Source organism: Pedobacter sp. AW31-3R (assembly GCF_052180285.1).
In the GTDB taxonomy this organism is placed as follows: domain Bacteria; phylum Bacteroidota; class Bacteroidia; order Sphingobacteriales; family Sphingobacteriaceae; genus Pedobacter.
Window position 1 is genome coordinate 1,460,647 of sequence record NZ_CP197475.1, and the last position, 16,646, is coordinate 1,477,292.

General features: G+C 41.9%; 10 protein-coding genes. 8 read left to right on the plus strand and 2 right to left on the minus strand.

Annotated elements, in window-relative coordinates:
- Window positions 1-130 precede the first annotated feature (130 nt).
- From ACSBL2_RS06120 to ACSBL2_RS06135, 4 genes are all read left to right on the plus strand, one after another.
- Complete coding sequence (locus ACSBL2_RS06120) at window positions 131-4,216, plus strand: hybrid sensor histidine kinase/response regulator transcription factor (protein WP_442590788.1); 4,086 nt, start codon at window positions 131-133, stop codon at window positions 4,214-4,216.
- A 363-nt stretch (window positions 4,217-4,579) separates the two neighbouring features.
- Window positions 4,580-5,707, plus strand: coding sequence for a glycoside hydrolase family 88/105 protein (locus ACSBL2_RS06125; protein WP_442590789.1), 1,128 nt, complete (start codon window positions 4,580-4,582; stop codon window positions 5,705-5,707).
- Between the two features lie 148 nt (window positions 5,708-5,855).
- Window positions 5,856-8,993, plus strand: a complete 3,138-nt coding sequence (locus ACSBL2_RS06130; RefSeq protein ID WP_442590790.1) for a glycoside hydrolase family 2 TIM barrel-domain containing protein — start codon at window positions 5,856-5,858, stop codon at window positions 8,991-8,993.
- Window positions 8,968-9,840, plus strand: a complete 873-nt coding sequence (locus tag ACSBL2_RS06135; RefSeq protein ID WP_442590792.1) for a glycoside hydrolase family 16 protein — start codon at window positions 8,968-8,970, stop codon at window positions 9,838-9,840. The genes ACSBL2_RS06130 and ACSBL2_RS06135 overlap by 26 nt, the downstream gene beginning before the upstream one ends.
- Before the next feature lie 108 nt (window positions 9,841-9,948).
- On the opposite strand, the gene ACSBL2_RS06140 is transcribed toward ACSBL2_RS06135, so the two are convergent.
- Both ACSBL2_RS06140 and ACSBL2_RS06145 read right to left on the minus strand, forming a co-directional pair.
- Window positions 9,949-10,281: a hypothetical protein gene (locus tag ACSBL2_RS06140; RefSeq protein WP_442590793.1), complete on the minus strand. Its 333-nt coding sequence runs from the start codon at window positions 10,279-10,281 to the stop codon at window positions 9,949-9,951.
- A 61-nt stretch (window positions 10,282-10,342) separates the two neighbouring features.
- On the minus strand, window positions 10,343-10,696 hold the full coding sequence (locus ACSBL2_RS06145) for a hypothetical protein (RefSeq protein ID WP_442590795.1): 354 nt from the start codon (window positions 10,694-10,696) through the stop codon (window positions 10,343-10,345).
- 281 nt (window positions 10,697-10,977) lie between these two features.
- Between ACSBL2_RS06145 and ACSBL2_RS06150 the strand changes: the two genes are divergently transcribed.
- From ACSBL2_RS06150 to ACSBL2_RS06165, 4 genes are read left to right on the plus strand one after another with little or no spacing between them, the layout of a single operon-like run.
- Window positions 10,978-13,350, plus strand: coding sequence for a TonB-dependent receptor (locus ACSBL2_RS06150; protein WP_442590796.1), 2,373 nt, complete (start codon window positions 10,978-10,980; stop codon window positions 13,348-13,350).
- A 10-nt stretch (window positions 13,351-13,360) separates the two neighbouring features.
- A complete protein-coding gene (locus ACSBL2_RS06155) occupies window positions 13,361-13,969 on the plus strand; it encodes an RNA polymerase sigma-70 factor (protein ID WP_442590797.1) in 609 nt (202 codons plus the stop codon).
- A gap of 6 nt (window positions 13,970-13,975) precedes the next feature.
- Entirely contained in the window at window positions 13,976-14,962 is a 987-nt protein-coding gene (locus ACSBL2_RS06160) for a FecR family protein (protein WP_442590798.1), read from the plus strand.
- Between the two features lie 11 nt (window positions 14,963-14,973).
- Window positions 14,974-16,602: a carboxypeptidase-like regulatory domain-containing protein gene (locus ACSBL2_RS06165; protein ID WP_442590799.1), complete on the plus strand. Its 1,629-nt coding sequence runs from the start codon at window positions 14,974-14,976 to the stop codon at window positions 16,600-16,602.
- Window positions 16,603-16,646: the final 44 nt, after the last annotated feature.

A 16,646-nucleotide genomic window follows, 5' to 3' on the forward strand; every position in this document is an offset into this window, starting at 1 on the left:
TTGTAGCCCCAACAAACATTTTCTATATTTGAGGAGTGCCCTTTGAATTAAGGGTATACTGTTTTCAAGACTGGTTCTCTACATCATCCAGGAAAACACCATTAACAATTCTTATGCTAACCATTTTTGTATGTGCGGTAAACTGGGCAATTATCTGCTTGTTTTTATTCTGGCTGTTTTTAGTGGGCAACTTTTTGGAGCTGAACACATTCCTTATACGACACTGGGTATTGAAAAAGGCTTATCCAATAATGCAGTAAGATGCATATTTAAAGATGCCAAAGGGTTTATGTGGTTTGGTACCCATGACGGATTGAACCGTTATGATGGATATGAATTTAAGATCTACCGTAACCAGCTTGGGGATAAAAGCTCCTTGCCCCATAACTATATCTATGCAATAAATGAAGATAGAAACCACAATTTGTGGGTAGGGACAGGGCAGGGAATAGGTATCCTGAATCCCTTGTCCAATAAATTTACTCCGGCATATTACAAGAGGAAATCTGATGGAATGAGGATGGAGTTAAATTGCCAGATCAACAGGATCAAGACGGCACCGAATGGAGATATCCTGATCGCAACAAATGGTTCAGGCCTGTTGGTGACCCCAGTGAATGATGAAAATGCAGTATCGGTAGCTGTACAAAATAAAGATGGTAAACTGATCAATGCTTACAATGTAACCGATATAAAGATTTCCGGAAACAAGAACGTCTTTATGTTTATTGAACGGATAGGGCTTTGCGTATATGATACCCGGAGCAGAAAAATCAGGGTGATTGATCGAACAGTCTCGTTCGCCAATTGTATAGAACCAGAAGAAGGAGGTCACGTGTGGATGTGTTCTCCGGAAGGCTTGTATAGGTATGATTATCAATCGCGGAAAACGACCAGGATGGACCAGGGGAAATCGAATCTGTCAAACGCTGAACTTATTCTCTCTGTGCGCATGGACAAGTACCAAAACCTATGGATGGGAACGAAGGCAGATGGATTGAAAGTGTTTAACGCCAGTACCGGGAAAACCACCTGGCGTTCCCTGGAAGGGCCTAACAACAGCCAGTCCGTTACGGCCATTTTTGAAGATGAACGCGGGAGGAAATGGATCGGTACTTCGAAAGATGGGATATACATATTTGATACACATCATTCCAGATTTAAGACGATTTCCCAGCAGCCCCAGAACCGCTCCGGCCTGATCAATAATTTCGTCTCGGCATTTTTTGAGCAACCAGATGGTAAAATTTGGATTGGAACCGATGCCGGAGGAATCAGTATCTGGAACCGCCCCCAAAATGTGTTTACTAACCTGAAAGCTGAAGCGGGCAATCCCCATTCCTTAAGCAATAATGCCATCAGCATGATCAGGAAGGATTACCTGGGGGACATTTGGATCGCCACTTACGGCGGGGGAATCAATAAGGTGAATCCTGATGGCAGGAGTTTTAAGCATTACAAATGTATCAATGAATATACAGGCTTCGAAAATGAAAATGTATGGCAATTGCTGGAAAGCCATGACCGGGTATTGTGGGCCACTACATTTTCTCATGGTACCTTATACTATTTCAATAGAAGTAAAGACCGCTTTGAGGTCTTTGATAAAAATCTGGAGGAGAACCTACTTGCCTTAAAAGAAGACCGTCATGATGTTTTGTGGGGAGGAAATGCCTCTTCACTGATCAGGATCGACCGTCAGGCAAAAAATCATACCGCTATAGATATAGGAAAGCCGGTACGGGTCATCCATGAAGACAGGTATGGAAACTTCTGGCTTGGAACGGAAGGCGGCGGACTCATACTGTTTAACCGTAAAACCATGAAGGTCATTAAGCGATTTTCTACGGTCGAAGGCCTTTGTAATAACTCTATCCTCAGTATCGTAGAAGATAAGGGAAACCTGTGGTTGAGTACCTTCAGCGGACTCTCCAAATTTGATATTAAACGACAAACCTTTTTGAATTTTTACCAGGACGATGGGTTACAGAGCAACCAGTTCCTGGACAATTCATCTTTGAAACTCCGTTCAGGTGAATTGGTTTTTGGAGGACTAAAAGGATTTAATATATTTCATCCCGATAGTATTCAGTCTAACGGAATTGTCCCTCCAATTTTGATTACCGGCATCCGTATAAACAATATGCCTATTTCTTCGGAAGATGAATATGTGCTGAAGACAACAGAACACCAGGTGGAAGAGCTGAAGATCCCTTATGGTGAAGCTGCTATAACGGTTGATTTTGCCGCACTGGAGTACACCGTACCCGGTAAGATTTCCTATGCCTATTATATGGAGGGATGGGACAAAGGCTGGAATTATTCCAATAAAATAAGGACAGCGGCTTATACCAATCTGGCAGATGGAAATTATAAGCTACATATCAAGTCGACAAACACAGATGGCGCCTGGGCAGATAATGAGAAAATTATTCTTGTCCATATCCTTCCGCCCTGGTACAGAAGCTGGGTGGCCTATTTTTTCTATACCATTTGTGCATTGGGAGCCGGATATATTTTTATTGACTATCAGAAGCGGCAGTCTTTCCTTAAATACCAGATTGATCTGGCAAATTTGAGAGTCGAACAGGAGAAAGAGATGAGTGAGAATAAACTTACTTTCTTTACAAATATCTCTCATGAATTCAGGACACCGCTGACATTAATTATTAATCCGATAAAAGAGTTTCTGAACAGCAAAAATGGCTATGTGGATCCAAAGGAACTGATCATAGTGTACCGAAATGCACGAAGACTGCTTAACCTTGTCGATCAGCTCTTGTCTTTCAGGAAATCGGAGACCCAAAAGCTTAAGGTCTCAAAATTCAATTTCGTTACATTCAGCAAAGAAATTTTTGCTTGTTTTGCCCAGCAGGCAAAAGCGAAGCATATTAATTTTGAACTGCTTTGTTCAGCTGAAGAAATAGAAATTTTCGGCGATCGTGAAAAACTGGAAATCGTTCTCTTTAACCTGATTGCCAATGCATTTAAGTTTACCCCAAAAGGAGGTGCAATCAAACTCCGGTTACTGTTAAATGAAAAGGATCTGGAGATACAGGTTTCTGATACCGGTATGGGCATAGCTGAGGATGCCGGATCAAAAATTTTCGATAGGTTCTATCAGGAAGCTAAACAGCATGCCAGTTCGGGATTTGGTATCGGTTTGTTTCTCGTTAAAAACCTGGTGGAAGCCCATCATGGAACTGTTTCCTATTCCAGCGTTCCAGGGGAAGGTACCGACTTCAGACTGAATTTATTACTGGGTAGCAGCCATTTTAAAGCTGATGAGATACTAGAATATACCCCTGATATGGAAGGATCAGGCAGGACCGAGGATAACAATTATGTGAACGATATCTGTCAGATCGAAGAACCTGAAAGTTCTGCCGGCAATCCATTGTCTGTAGAACCAACAACAGAGAAAAAAGCCATACTAATTGTGGAAGATAATGCTGATATCAGAAATTATGTCAAAAAAATATTTGAGAAAGACTACCTGGTGTATGAAGCTGCTAACGGAAATGCTGGTGAGACACTGGTCCGAAAATATGTTCCTGATATAGTCATCACTGATGTGATGATGGACGAGGGGAATGGCCTGGATTTGTGCACCAGTATCAAATCAAATCCGGAACTCAGCCATATTCCTGTGATTATCCTCACTTCCAGCTCCTCCTCCGAAATTAAATTAAAAGGAATAGAACTTGGAGCAGATGATTTTATTACCAAACCATTCGACAAGGATATTTTAATTGCCAGGGTGGCCAACCTGTTGAAAAGCCGGAATGCACTGCAACAGTATTTCCTGAATGAGATTACCCTGAAGTCTGATGATTTCAAAGTTTCAAAAGAATATAAGGAGTTCCTTGAAAAATGTATTTCGATTACAGAGAAACACATGGACAATCCTGATTTTAATGTGAAAACCCTGGCAGATGAATTGGCAACCTCTCCGTCATTGCTGTACAAGAAAGTGAAAGCGATATCGGGAAAAACAACGAATGAATTTATTCGCTATATAAGACTTAGAAAAGCCGCTCAATTGCTCATCAATTCCGATTATAATATCAACCAGACCGCATTGCTCTGTGGTTTTAATGATATCAGGTATTTTAGGGAACAGTTTAACAAGGTATTCGGTATCAGGCCGTCCGATTATATCAAGAAGTATCGGAATAACCTGTCAGACAAACATCGGGTGATCAGGGATTTTTAAGTATGGTAAATGGTGACAGGTGATTCGTGTCTTCAATTATTTTTCTCGCGGAACGTATTAAGAATAAGTTGCTGCTGATATCATGATACCAGCATATCCTGGACAAGTTTTACCCCTTGGTTCTTATCTGGATTGATGAATGGTATCCTTTATAAATTCATTGTTGGGGGGGCTTTGTGATGGAAAATAAACTTTCACATTCTGTCCCCCCTAATGTATGAATTCATCCCCCCTGAGGCATGTTGAAAATTCAGTAATTGCGCATAACCAAATAGGGCAGTTGAATCTAAATTCGATGTGGAATCAATACATAAAATAGTGCTACATTATCTGTCCAAATAGACGGAATTAAACCTGTAAGAAATGAGAAAGATGAAGTTACCCCGTGTTTTCCTTGTATGTTTACTCTTCATAAGCATAAGAGGTTATTCACAAACGAAAGAAGATATCCTGGCCAGTTTGAATTCGGCCAATGTGTACTGGCAGTCAAATCACAAAGCCCAGGTCAATGCTTTCTGGGATAATGCCGCTTACCATACCGGTAACATGGAAATCTATCAGCTGACCAAAAATGAAACATACAGGAAATACGCTGAAGATTGGGCGGAATATAACAAATGGATGGGTGCAAAATCGGATGACAAATCCCAATGGAAATATTCCTATGGAGAAAAAGATGAGTATGTGCTTTTTGGCGACTGGCAAATCTGCTTTCAAACCTATATTGATCTGTATCTTCTGAAGCCTGAAGCCTATAAAATTGCCAGGGCGAAAGAGGTGATGCAATATCAGATGAGTACGCCGGCTAATGATTATTGGTGGTGGGCAGATGGCTTGTATATGGTGATGCCGGTCATGACTAAACTTTATAAGTTAACTGGCGATCGGCAATATTCGGATAAACTTCATGAATATTTAACCTACGCCAATAGCATTATGTATGATAAAGAAGCAAAGCTGTATTATCGTGATGCAAAGTATATTTATCCTAAACATAAAAGCGCCAATGGCAGAAAGGATTTCTGGGCCAGGGGAGACGGATGGGTATTTGCAGGATTGGCAAAGGTGCTGAAAGACCTGCCGGAGAATGATCCGCATCGTGAAGAATACGTTTCAAGATTTAAGGATATGGCCAAAGCAATTGTTAAAAGTCAGGCCGCAGATGGCTATTGGACACGCAGTATGCTTGATCCTGATCATGCTCCCGGACCGGAAACCAGCGGGACGGCCTTTTTTACCTATGGTTTGTTCTGGGGAATTAACCATGGTCTGCTGAAAGAAAAAACGTATCTGCCTGCAGCCCTAAAAGGCTGGAATTACCTCTCTAAAAAAGCATTGCAGCCTGATGGAAAAGTAGGCTTTGTACAGCCGATAGGTGAAAAGGCCATTCCCGGACAGGTGGTGGATGTGAATTCGACAGCGAATTTCGGCGTTGGCGCATTCCTGTTGGCCGGCTGTGAACATTATCGTTATCTATTAAACGCAAAATAAATATCCTTTCAATTCTTAACCTGATGAAACCATCACGCGCCTAGCGTTTACAAACAGCAATGAAAACCGAGCTTGCGAGTTCTTGAATGCAAATGAGAAACAATAAGAGCTGATCGCTCCATAACCTTTAAAAAGACAATGTTCACTGATGAAACTTAAACTACTGATTTTATTTTTACTGATCCGGGTCGCACAGGCCAATGCACAAAATAACGAATGGGAAAACCCTATGCTCATTGATCAGGGTAAGGAACGCCCACATGTTCCCTTTATGGTCTTTGGGAATGAAAAAGACGTGATTGATGATGATTACTCCAAATCATCCAATTACAAACTGCTGAATGGTAGCTGGAAGTTTAATTATGTAGATAAATATGCTGACAGGATCAAAGATTTTTACCGTGCTGATATAAATGACGCACTTTGGGCAAATATCACTGTTCCATCAAACTGGGAGCTGAACGGGTTTGGTATCCCCATCTATACCAATATTACCTATCCCCATCCCAATAATCCGCCTTTTATCGGGGAGAATAACCCTGTTGGAACCTACAGGAAAACTTTTACCGTACCTGCTGGCTGGAAGAATAAAGAGACTTTTATCCATTTCGGATCGATATCCGGATGTGCTTTCATCTATGTGAATGGCAAAAAAGTGGGGATGACTAAGGCTTCGAAGACACCCGCAGAATTTAATATCACCCCTTTTTTAAAAGAGGGGGATAATCAGCTGGCTGTTCAGGTCTTCCGCTGGCATGATGGCAGTTATCTGGAAGACCAGGATTTCTGGCGCCTGAGTGGAATTGAACGTGATGTTTACCTTTATGCCCTGGAGAAATTATCAGTTTGGGATTTCTTTTTAAAGGGTGACCTGGATGGCAGTTATAAAAATGGTCTTTTCAGTGCCGACATTGAGCTGAGGAAATTCTCCGGAAACAAGGTTTCTTCAGGAGTGGTGACCGTAACCTTATCAGATAAAAGCGGAAAACAGATCTACAGTAAAAAACAGGAGTTTAGTACAACTGCAGATTCCATACAAACGGTTCAGTTCAATGGAACCATCAGTAATCCTTTAAAATGGAATGCGGAGCAGCCTAATCTCTATAACTGTATCATTAAAGTTGAGGACAATAAAGGAAAGCTGCTGTCCCTGACCGGAGCTAAGGTTGGTTTCAGAAAGGTGGAAATCAAAGATGCCCAGCTGATGATCAATGGAGTGGCGACCATGGTCCACGGGGTGAACAGGCACGAACATGATGATGTAACCGGGCATACGACGACAAAAGAATTGATGTTGAAGGATATCCGGCTGATGAAGGAGCTGAACATCAACTCTGTAAGGCTTTCCCATTATCCGAATGATCCGCTCTGGTATAAGCTGTGTGATGAATTCGGACTCTATCTCGTAGATGAGGCCAACATTGAAACCCATGGATTGGGAGCTGAATTCCAGTCCTGGTTTGATAAAGGCAAACACCCTGCCTATCTTCCACAATGGGCAGCAGCACATACCGATCGTACCGTGCGTATGGTGGAGCGGGATAAAAACCATCCCTCAATTATTATCTGGTCGCTTGGGAATGAATGTGGCAATGGCCCCGTCTTTCATGATAATTACAAGTGGATCAAATCACGTGACAACAGTCGTCCTGTGCAGTTTGAGCAGGCTGGTGAGGACTGGAATACGGATATCGTTTGCCCCATGTATCCCAGCATAGGCAATATGAAACAATATGCTGCTGATACGTCGAAAAAACGTCCTTACATCATGTGCGAATATGCCCATGCCATGGGAAATGGGAATGGAAACTTTCAGGAATATTTTGATATCATCCGGTCATCCAAACATATGCAGGGCGGATTTATCTGGGATTGGGTTGATCAGGGGATCAAAACGAAAGATGCCAATGGAAAAACCTTCTGGGCATACGGAGGCGATTTAGGTGGATTTTACTGGCAGAATGATGAAAATGGGGTCGCGGATGGAATGATCAGTTCTGACAGGACTCCGGATCCAGGCGCTTATGAGATTAAAAAGGTTTATCAGAATATCCTCTTTACTTCAAATGATATCTCTAAAGGGAATCTAACGGTCGAGAATACATTCGACTTCACTAACCTGAGTGAATACAGTTTTAAATGGGAGCTATTTGCCAATGGAAAAAAAGTTAAAGAGGGTAAATTTGAGATGAATCTCGCCCCACACCGTAAACAGCAGGTGAAATTGAAAATGCCCCAATTTAAATCGGCTGCAGGTACTGAATATTTCTTAAATGTTTTTGCCTATACCAGGAACGAAAGCCCAATGTTAAAGGCTGGATTTGAAGTAGCCAAAGAGCAATTTAAATATGCAGGCGATTATTTTGCAAAAACAGCCCGTACAGGAAGTACCCTGGATATGAAAAGGGATCGTGATAAGATCATTTTCAATGCGGGAAAGGTGACTGGTGAATTTGATGTGAAAACAGGCCGTTTTACCAAATACACCTTGAATACTAATTCTTCCCTCAGGAATTTCCCTGAGCCTTATTTCTGGAGGGCACCGACCGACAATGATTTTGGTAACAACATGCCTCAGCGATTGGGTATATGGCGCGCTGCACATGAAGGAAAATTGTTAAAGAACGTTGATGTTTCCAAACAGACAGACAGCGGACTGGTGATTAAAGTCAGTTATGAACTCAGCAGTATTCAGGTTCCTTACACCATTACTTATTTGATTCAACCCGACGGATCAATAAAAGTTACCGCTTCGATGAATCTTGGGAACCGGGAATTGCCTGAACTTCCACGTTTTGGAATGCGTACTGTATTGCCGGGGCGTTTTGACCACCTCAGCTATTACGGACGTGGCCCATATGAGAACTATACCGACCGGCATGATGCTTCCTTCATTGGTTTATATGAAGATAAAGTGGAAAATCAATTTTATAAAGGTTATATCCGTCCCCAGGAAAGTGGCAATAAAACAGATGTGAGGTGGCTTTCTTTAACTGATGATACCGGAAAAGGCTTGATGATTCAGGGTGTGCAGCCAATTTCTTTCACAGCCATCAATCACAGTACTGAGGACCTTGATCCGGGATTAACCAAAAAACAACAGCATCCTACGGATCTTCCGGTAAGAAATGAGGTCTTTTTATCGATAGACTTAAAACAACGCGGTGTAGGTGGAGATGATAGCTGGGGAGCTTATCCGCACGATCAATATCTCTTACTGGATAAGGTGTACAGCTATAGTTATATACTTAAATTAATTGATGGAGAAAATGGTCAGGTTCAATAGAAAATTAAGTTTTTACTTGTTTTTTCTCGCTTTATCCTTCCCATCCTGTGCTTTAAAAAAAGCACAGGATTTCTCCGGAATTTATGCCCCGGAAGGGTATAAGCTGGTCTGGAGTGACGAGTTCAATAAGGATGGAGTTCCCGATCCGGAGAACTGGGGCTATGAAAAGGGATTCGTAAGGAACGAAGAATTACAATGGTACCAGCAGGAAAATGCGATTTGTTCAGGTGGAAAGTTAATGATTGAGGCAAGAAAAGAACAAAAGCCAAATCCTTTATACCAGGAGGGAAGCCGGGACTGGAGAAAGAAACGTCAGTATATTGAGTATACCTCTGCTTGTCTCATTACACGTAACCTGCAAAGTTTTCAATATGGAAGATTCGAAATGAGAGGTAAGATTGATATTTCTTCAGGATTGTGGCCCGCTTTCTGGACACTGGGTATGGAAGGAAACTGGCCAGCAAATGGAGAGATCGATATTATGGAGTATTATAAAGGCAACTTATTGGCCAATATTGCTAGCCTGGGTAAGGAGGGAAAGCCGAAATGGTTTAGTCAACAGATCGCTGTAGATAGCTTAGGAGGCAAAAAATGGGCATCGGAATTTCATGTCTGGCGCATGGATTGGGATGAGACAGCCATCAGTTTATTTGTGGATGGAAGGTTGCTCAATAAAACCATGTTGAGTCAGCTGGAAAATGATAAACCCGGCTCATTTCATCCTTTTAAACAAAAGCATTATCTTTTATTTGACTTAGCGATGGGAGGGATGAATGGAGGCGACCTTGGAGATACCGAATTTCCAAACCGTATGGAGATTGATTATGTAAGGGTTTACCAGAAATAATGTTGATACATTTTAGCATTACCATAAAAAGCAAAAGACCACACATTGCTGTCCTCCAGCTAAAATCTAATTCATAGTAATCGCCAGGAGTAAGAATATGGTTTAATTTTATGACAGTTTCATCAGATTTTTATTTAGAATCCTGATGATCATTCCTGTACCAATGATGCGGGCGCCCTCTTTGAATTCAAAGCTTAAACCTGGATATAAAAGATGATTAAAATGATCAATCGCTATGATACGTATTTCCGCATCAACGGTATCTCCTGGGAATACACAGTTTGTACCAATAAATCGTTGTTCTCCTGAAGTGTGCATTTCATCAAAAGGGAATTTAATATTTGGCCTGTACCCTGAAAAGGCAGGGGTACTTCTACCTCCTTCCGCTGTAGAATTATACTTTAGTGTTGCAATGAAATCAATGGTCTGTTTTATTAACATCTATTCATATAAATTTAAGAATATACTTATCATACTTTTTTGAGCAGAATTTTTTCTGTTATTAATGCCAGTTAAATCCGCAATGTCTGCATTGCCTGGCTTTAGGCGTTCTTGTTAGTCTGTTACATTTTGGGCAGCAATTCAACTGAATCTTCTCTTTATGCTCTGACCATATTCTATCGGCTGCTTTTAGTTTAAATTTTTCTTCTCCCAATAAGACTAGAGCTAGTGCATCCTGGTCTTCTGTTAACCAACCAATCTTTTTATAAAGACGGATGTTTGTATTCAAAACATTAGGATCGTTGCCACAGTCTAATTTGATCAAGGAATGCAAGTGTCTCAAGGCTAATTTTTCTTTATCATTTAACAGTATGGAATAGTAATTAAAGATATAGTCTGCGGTTTCCTGATCCATCTAAGCTGATTTATTTAATGTACAAATTAATGAATAAATTAGTCCATTAAAAATTTAACGATCATTTGTCACATCCGGATATTTCCGGTTTTTCTTAACTGGTACGGTAAACAACCAAAATGTCTTTTAAAAGCTGATTAATAGTCAATTTTTTTAGGGAGGAATTGCATTTCATCAAGAGAAGACTCGTAAATGATTCAATTTATCAGCTTTTTTGTATTTATTTCATTTACACGTAAGGGTAAACTGTCACTGACGTGTTAAAGGGGTAAATACAAAAAATGAAGAAAATTTATTGTTTAACCTTTTTGCTCCTCAATGTATTACTTTTTGAAGTAAACGCGCAGGATAAAGGCTGGAATTCCTATACGCAAACGATCAGGGGAACGGTATCGGACAAAGCATCAGGACGTGCAATTCCTGGAGTGACCATTACCTTAACAGACCTGGAAGGTATCCATACGACCACAGACTTACAGGGAAATTACCGTTTAAAAAAGATACCTGTCGGAAGACATACCCTGAAACTATCGGGAATAGGCTATCAAACCATTATCCTTTCAGACATTTTGATTACTTCAGGAAAAGAAACTGAAGTGAATCAGGAACTTGAAACAAAAGACGAACAACTCCGTGAAGTTACCATCAGTGTTGCTGCCGGCCAGCGGGCCTCCAATCTGATGGCAATGTCCAGCAGCCGGTCCTTTTCTCCCGAAGAAACCAATAGGTATGCAGGCGCAATGTTTGACCCTGCAAGAATGGCCCAAAGTTTTGCAGGGGTAGTCGCAGGAGGTGATGACAATGAAATCATTGTCCGTGGAAATTCACCAAAGAGTCTGCAATGGCGTTTAGAAGGTATAGAGATTATCAATCCCAACCATTTTGGGAACCAGGGTTCAGCAGGCGGTGCAGTGAGTATGTTAAACACTACCGTACTTGGAAAATCGGACTTCTATACAGGAGCCCTTCCCGCGGAATACAATAATGCAACTGCAGGGGTATTCGACCTGAGGTTCAGGAAGGGGAATACCGATAAACGCGAATATGCATTTACCATTGGTGTATTGGGTGCCGGAGCAACCCTTGAAGGTCCCTTTAAAAAAGGAGGATCCGCATCGTATTTAATCAGTTACCGTTATTCTGCATTGGATATGTTGCAGAAAATGGGGCTCAATATTTCATCTGATGGGGTGCCCAGATACCAGGATCTGTCGTTTAATTTCGTTGTTCCCACGAAGAAAGCAGGTACATTTTCCCTGTTTGGAATTGGCGGGAGCGGAGGCCTGTTTAATGAAGCGGACAGGGATTTTAACAAATGGGAAGAAAGGGATGATGCCCAGGACATCAATCTGAAGTACCGCGCCGCAAGTATCGGCCTGAAACATGTGCTGATAGCGAATGAAAGATGGTCCATCCACAATATCATATCGTATTCAGGCGACCGCAGTAGACTGAAAGTAGATACCCTGAATACCACTTATTTGGCAGGACGGACATTTGATAATCAGTATGACAATTCCGCTGTACGTTACGCCGGAACGCTGAATTACCGCTGGAATGAACACAATACCCTCCGTGCAGGAGTAAACGGATCCTTACTGGGTTATAACCTGCGTGATTTACAGTATAAAGAAGAACACAAAAGATTAGAAGAAATACTCAACGAAAAAGGGAATGCAGGTACTTTTGATGCTTATATCCAGAATAAACATGATTTTGGAAGTCAGCTATCCTTAAATACGGGGGTTCATACCAATTACTTCAACCTGAGCAATAGCTGGTCACTGGAATACCGTGCCGGCATCAACTGGAAGATCAGTCGGGATCAGTTACTGACCCTGGCAGGAGGGACCTACAGCAGGCTGGAACCTATTTCTTATTATTTTGCTAAAGACAATGCCGCTCTAAATTTCAGCAGCAGTAAATTGAAACCCACCAAATCGGAACAGATCGTGATGGGCTATGAAAAACAGTTTCCGAATCGACTGAAGTTTAAAACCGAAGTGTACTACCAGTACCTGTCACAGGTGCCTGTATCGATCGATTCTTCCAATAATTTCTCCCTGTTAAACGTATCCGATAATTCAGCAATAGGTTCCTCCAGCTATACTGCTTTAGTGAACAAGGGAACGGGGAAGAACTATGGACTTGAACTCTCCCTGGAGAAATCGATGAGGAATGGGTATTACTTTATGTTGTCTTCTTCCCTGTTCCGATCTACCTTCAAGGCGCTGAGTGGAGAGGAGTTCAATACCACTTTTGATACCCGTTATGTCGGTAACCTGGTTGCCGGAAAAGAATGGACAGCAGGAAAGCAGCGCAAAAACCTGTTCGGCCTGAATGGTAAACTGATCTATGCCGGTGGAAGGCGCTATTCGCCAATTCTATTAGAGGAGTCGCTTAGACTGGATGAGCAGGTGATTGACCAGACAAAAACCAATACCTTAACAGCCGATCCTTATATTCGCATGGATTTTTCTGCCACTTACCGCATCAACAGGAAAAGGGTAAGCCATGCGATCATTTTAGATATCCAGAATTTACTCAACAGGGAAAATAATATGGGTTTATATTATAATCCGAGTAAAAGGGATGTGGAGCTGAATAAATGGATAGGGATTATTCCAACACTCAATTACCGTATAGAACTATAATTGTTAAATCATGATCAATTTAACAGATAAGAATTTGGATTTGAATAACGAACAGTTGATACCACTGCTGCTGTCAGGAGATGAGCGCACATTTGAAAATGTGTATAAACATTTTCTAAGGCCGCTCCATGTTTACGCCATCAATATATTGAGAGATGAAGATGCAGCAAAAGGAATGGTACAGAATATTTTTTTAAAACTATGGGAACGAAGGAGTACGCTGAAGTTTAGTGGCTCCCTGCAGGCTTATCTCTATGCTGCGGTGTACCATGAATGCCTGAATTACTTACGTCATGAAAAAGTTAAGGTAAATCATCAAAATGATATGGCAAACAAGATGACAAATAAAGCAGAACCCGGCAATGGAATGGAGTTGGCCGACTTGAGGGAAAAACTGCAGCAGGCCCTGGGCGACTTACCCGAAAAATGCCGTACAATATTTCAGTTAAGCCGTTTTGAAGAGCTGAAATACCAGGAAATAGCCGATCAGTTAGGTATATCTATCAAAACGGTAGAAGCGCAGATGGGCAAGGCGCTGAAGATCCTGCGGTATAAATTGCTGGACTACCTGCCTTTTATCATTTGGTTGATCAGCCATCAAATAATCATATTTAAATAAGAAGAAATGGACGAGTTATTAGCAAAATATATGATGGGCGAAGCCAGTCCTGAAGAAATGGAATTGGTGGCAAAGTGGCTGGAGGAAAGTGAGTACAATGAGAAGTACTTTGCCCATTTTAAGCTGATCTGGGAAACAGCGGAAAGCCTGAAAACAAAAAGTAACCTGGATGTAGAGCAGTCCTGGGAAGAGTTTAAACAACTGACACAACAGGCAGAGAAAGGCCCTGCTCAAAACAGATACCCAATGGCTGCTTCTGGTACATCAAAGGGCAGCCTTGTACACTGGATCAGGATCGCTGCCATATGGGTTTGTGTGGTCGGTATTTCCGCCTTACTGTATACCTTTCTGCGTCCCGGAGCACCGGAATTATTGACCCTGGAGACCTTTGATGAGGTGAAGACGGATACATTGTCGGATGGTTCTGTCCTTACGCTGAACAAAAATTCTGTACTGACTTATCCGGCTACATTCACAGGAAATACCCGTGAACTGAGACTGATCTCCGGAGAAGCATTTTTCAGTATTGCAAAGGACCCTTCAAAACCTTTCCTGGTGCAGCTTGACCATGCTGTGGTTAAAGTAGTAGGTACTTCATTTAATATCCGAAAGGGAAAGAAGAAAGCAGAAGTCATTGTCGAAACCGGAATTGTGGAAGTCATCAGAAAGAAGGTCGTTGTACGGCTTCAACCTGCGGAAAAGGTAGAAATCGATTATACCACAGGGGAACTGAAGAAAGGATTGAGCAAGGATAATTTCTATAATTACTACCGCACCAAAGAGTTTGTAGCGAATAAAACCCCTTTATGGCGTGTAGCAGAAGTATTAAATGAGGTGTATAAAGTGAATATACAGATTCCTGACCGGACACTGGCCAACAGGACGCTAACCACTACGCTTAAACTTGGCCCGCTGGATCCTATCCTGGACCTGCTGGCCAGCACATTCAACGTACATATTATCCATCAGTCAGGTCAGATTATTATTAAATAGCAAAGAAAATCATGAAATATATATACCCTACTTTTTGCGTACTCAGCTTATTCTTCTGTATGCTGACAGGTATTGTTAAGGCCCAGCATAAGTTAAATTCCCTGGTGAGTACACGCGTCAGACAGGTGAAGCTGTCAGCTTTGCTGGATACCATAGAGAAGAAGAACGGTTTTTACTTTTCCTATAGCAATGACCAGATCCGGACAGATAGCCTCATTAACCTGTCTGTAAGCAACCTGCCCCTAAGAGCGGTTTTGGATACGTTATTTAATGGAAAGGTAGATTATAAAGAGATTCCGGGATATGTCATCCTTCGCCTGGCACCCCACAATCTGAGGATGGATGCAGAAACTGAAGGTGGAAAGGAACACAGCTATGACATCAGTGGTTATGTGCTGGATGAACAAACCGGACTTGGCCTTCCCAATGCAAGTGTGTATGAAAAGAGATTGCTGGTCTCCACACTGACGGATCAGAAGGGATTCTTTAAGATCCGGATCAAAGGCTCCGGTATGGTTACCCTTTCGGTAAGCAAGGAATTTTACCGGGATGCCAGTGTAACTTTCCTCAGTGATGTGACGATTTCAGTACAGCCTGAAAATACCGGCTACAATGCCGATTCCAGGCCAAGTAAAACCGAGAAGAACTGGCTGGGCAGATTGTTTATTTCACCAAAACAGAAAATACAGAGCCTTAACCTGGCGGGATATTTTAAAACGGTACCTTTCCAAACGTCCTTAATGCCAGGCCTGAGCTCCCATGGAATGATGAGCAGTGAGGTGCTGAACCATTTCTCCCTGAATATTCTGGGAGGATATACTGCCGGATTGGATGGGATAGAGCTGGCAGGTTTGTTCAACCTCAATAAACAGGATGTTCGGTATTTACAGATGGCTGGTCTGTTCAATGTTACCGGAGGGAATTTCAGTGGTGTACAGCTGGCCGGGATAGGGAATAATGTGTCAAAAAAGCTGGACGGACTGCAAATGGCGGGTATCTATAACCAGGTAAAAGATAGCCTGAAAGGAGCACAGTTTGCAGGGATTGTCAATCATGCTGGTGGAAAAGTAAATGGGGTCCAGGTAGCCGGGATATTGAATAAGGCGAGGGTAATGGACGGATTTTCCCTGGGACTAATCAATATCGCAGATACGCTGAACGGTTATGCTGTGGGATTGTTAAACTTTTCCCGGAATGGCTACCATAAGATACAGGTTTATTCCAATGAAATAGCTCCTGTGAATGTTGGCTTCAAAACAGGAAACCAAAAGTTGTATTCGGTGTTGACTGCTGGAGTGAATCCCAATGACAGGGGGACTTATTTCATCATGGGATTTGGCATCGGGCATGATTTTATTTTCAATGACCGCTTCCTGCTTTCTGCTGAAGCTTCTTCCCTGACCTTACAAGCCAGGAAATGGGGTAAATCGCATATGATCAGCCGGCTGAGTACACTGATGAATTTCAACATCAGTTCAACAATGGGCCTTTTTGCCGGTCCTTCATTTAACCTGTACTATGATCAGGGAAGCGGTGTCGCTGCTGAACAGCAACAGATTACCAGAAATAAACCCGGACTTATGCATATAGGTAACAACAAAGCCTGGATCGGTTGGACAGCGGGTTTTTCTTTTTTATAATGTATGTTTGTTACGGTTATTTACTGGCAAGTATCAATTAAAAT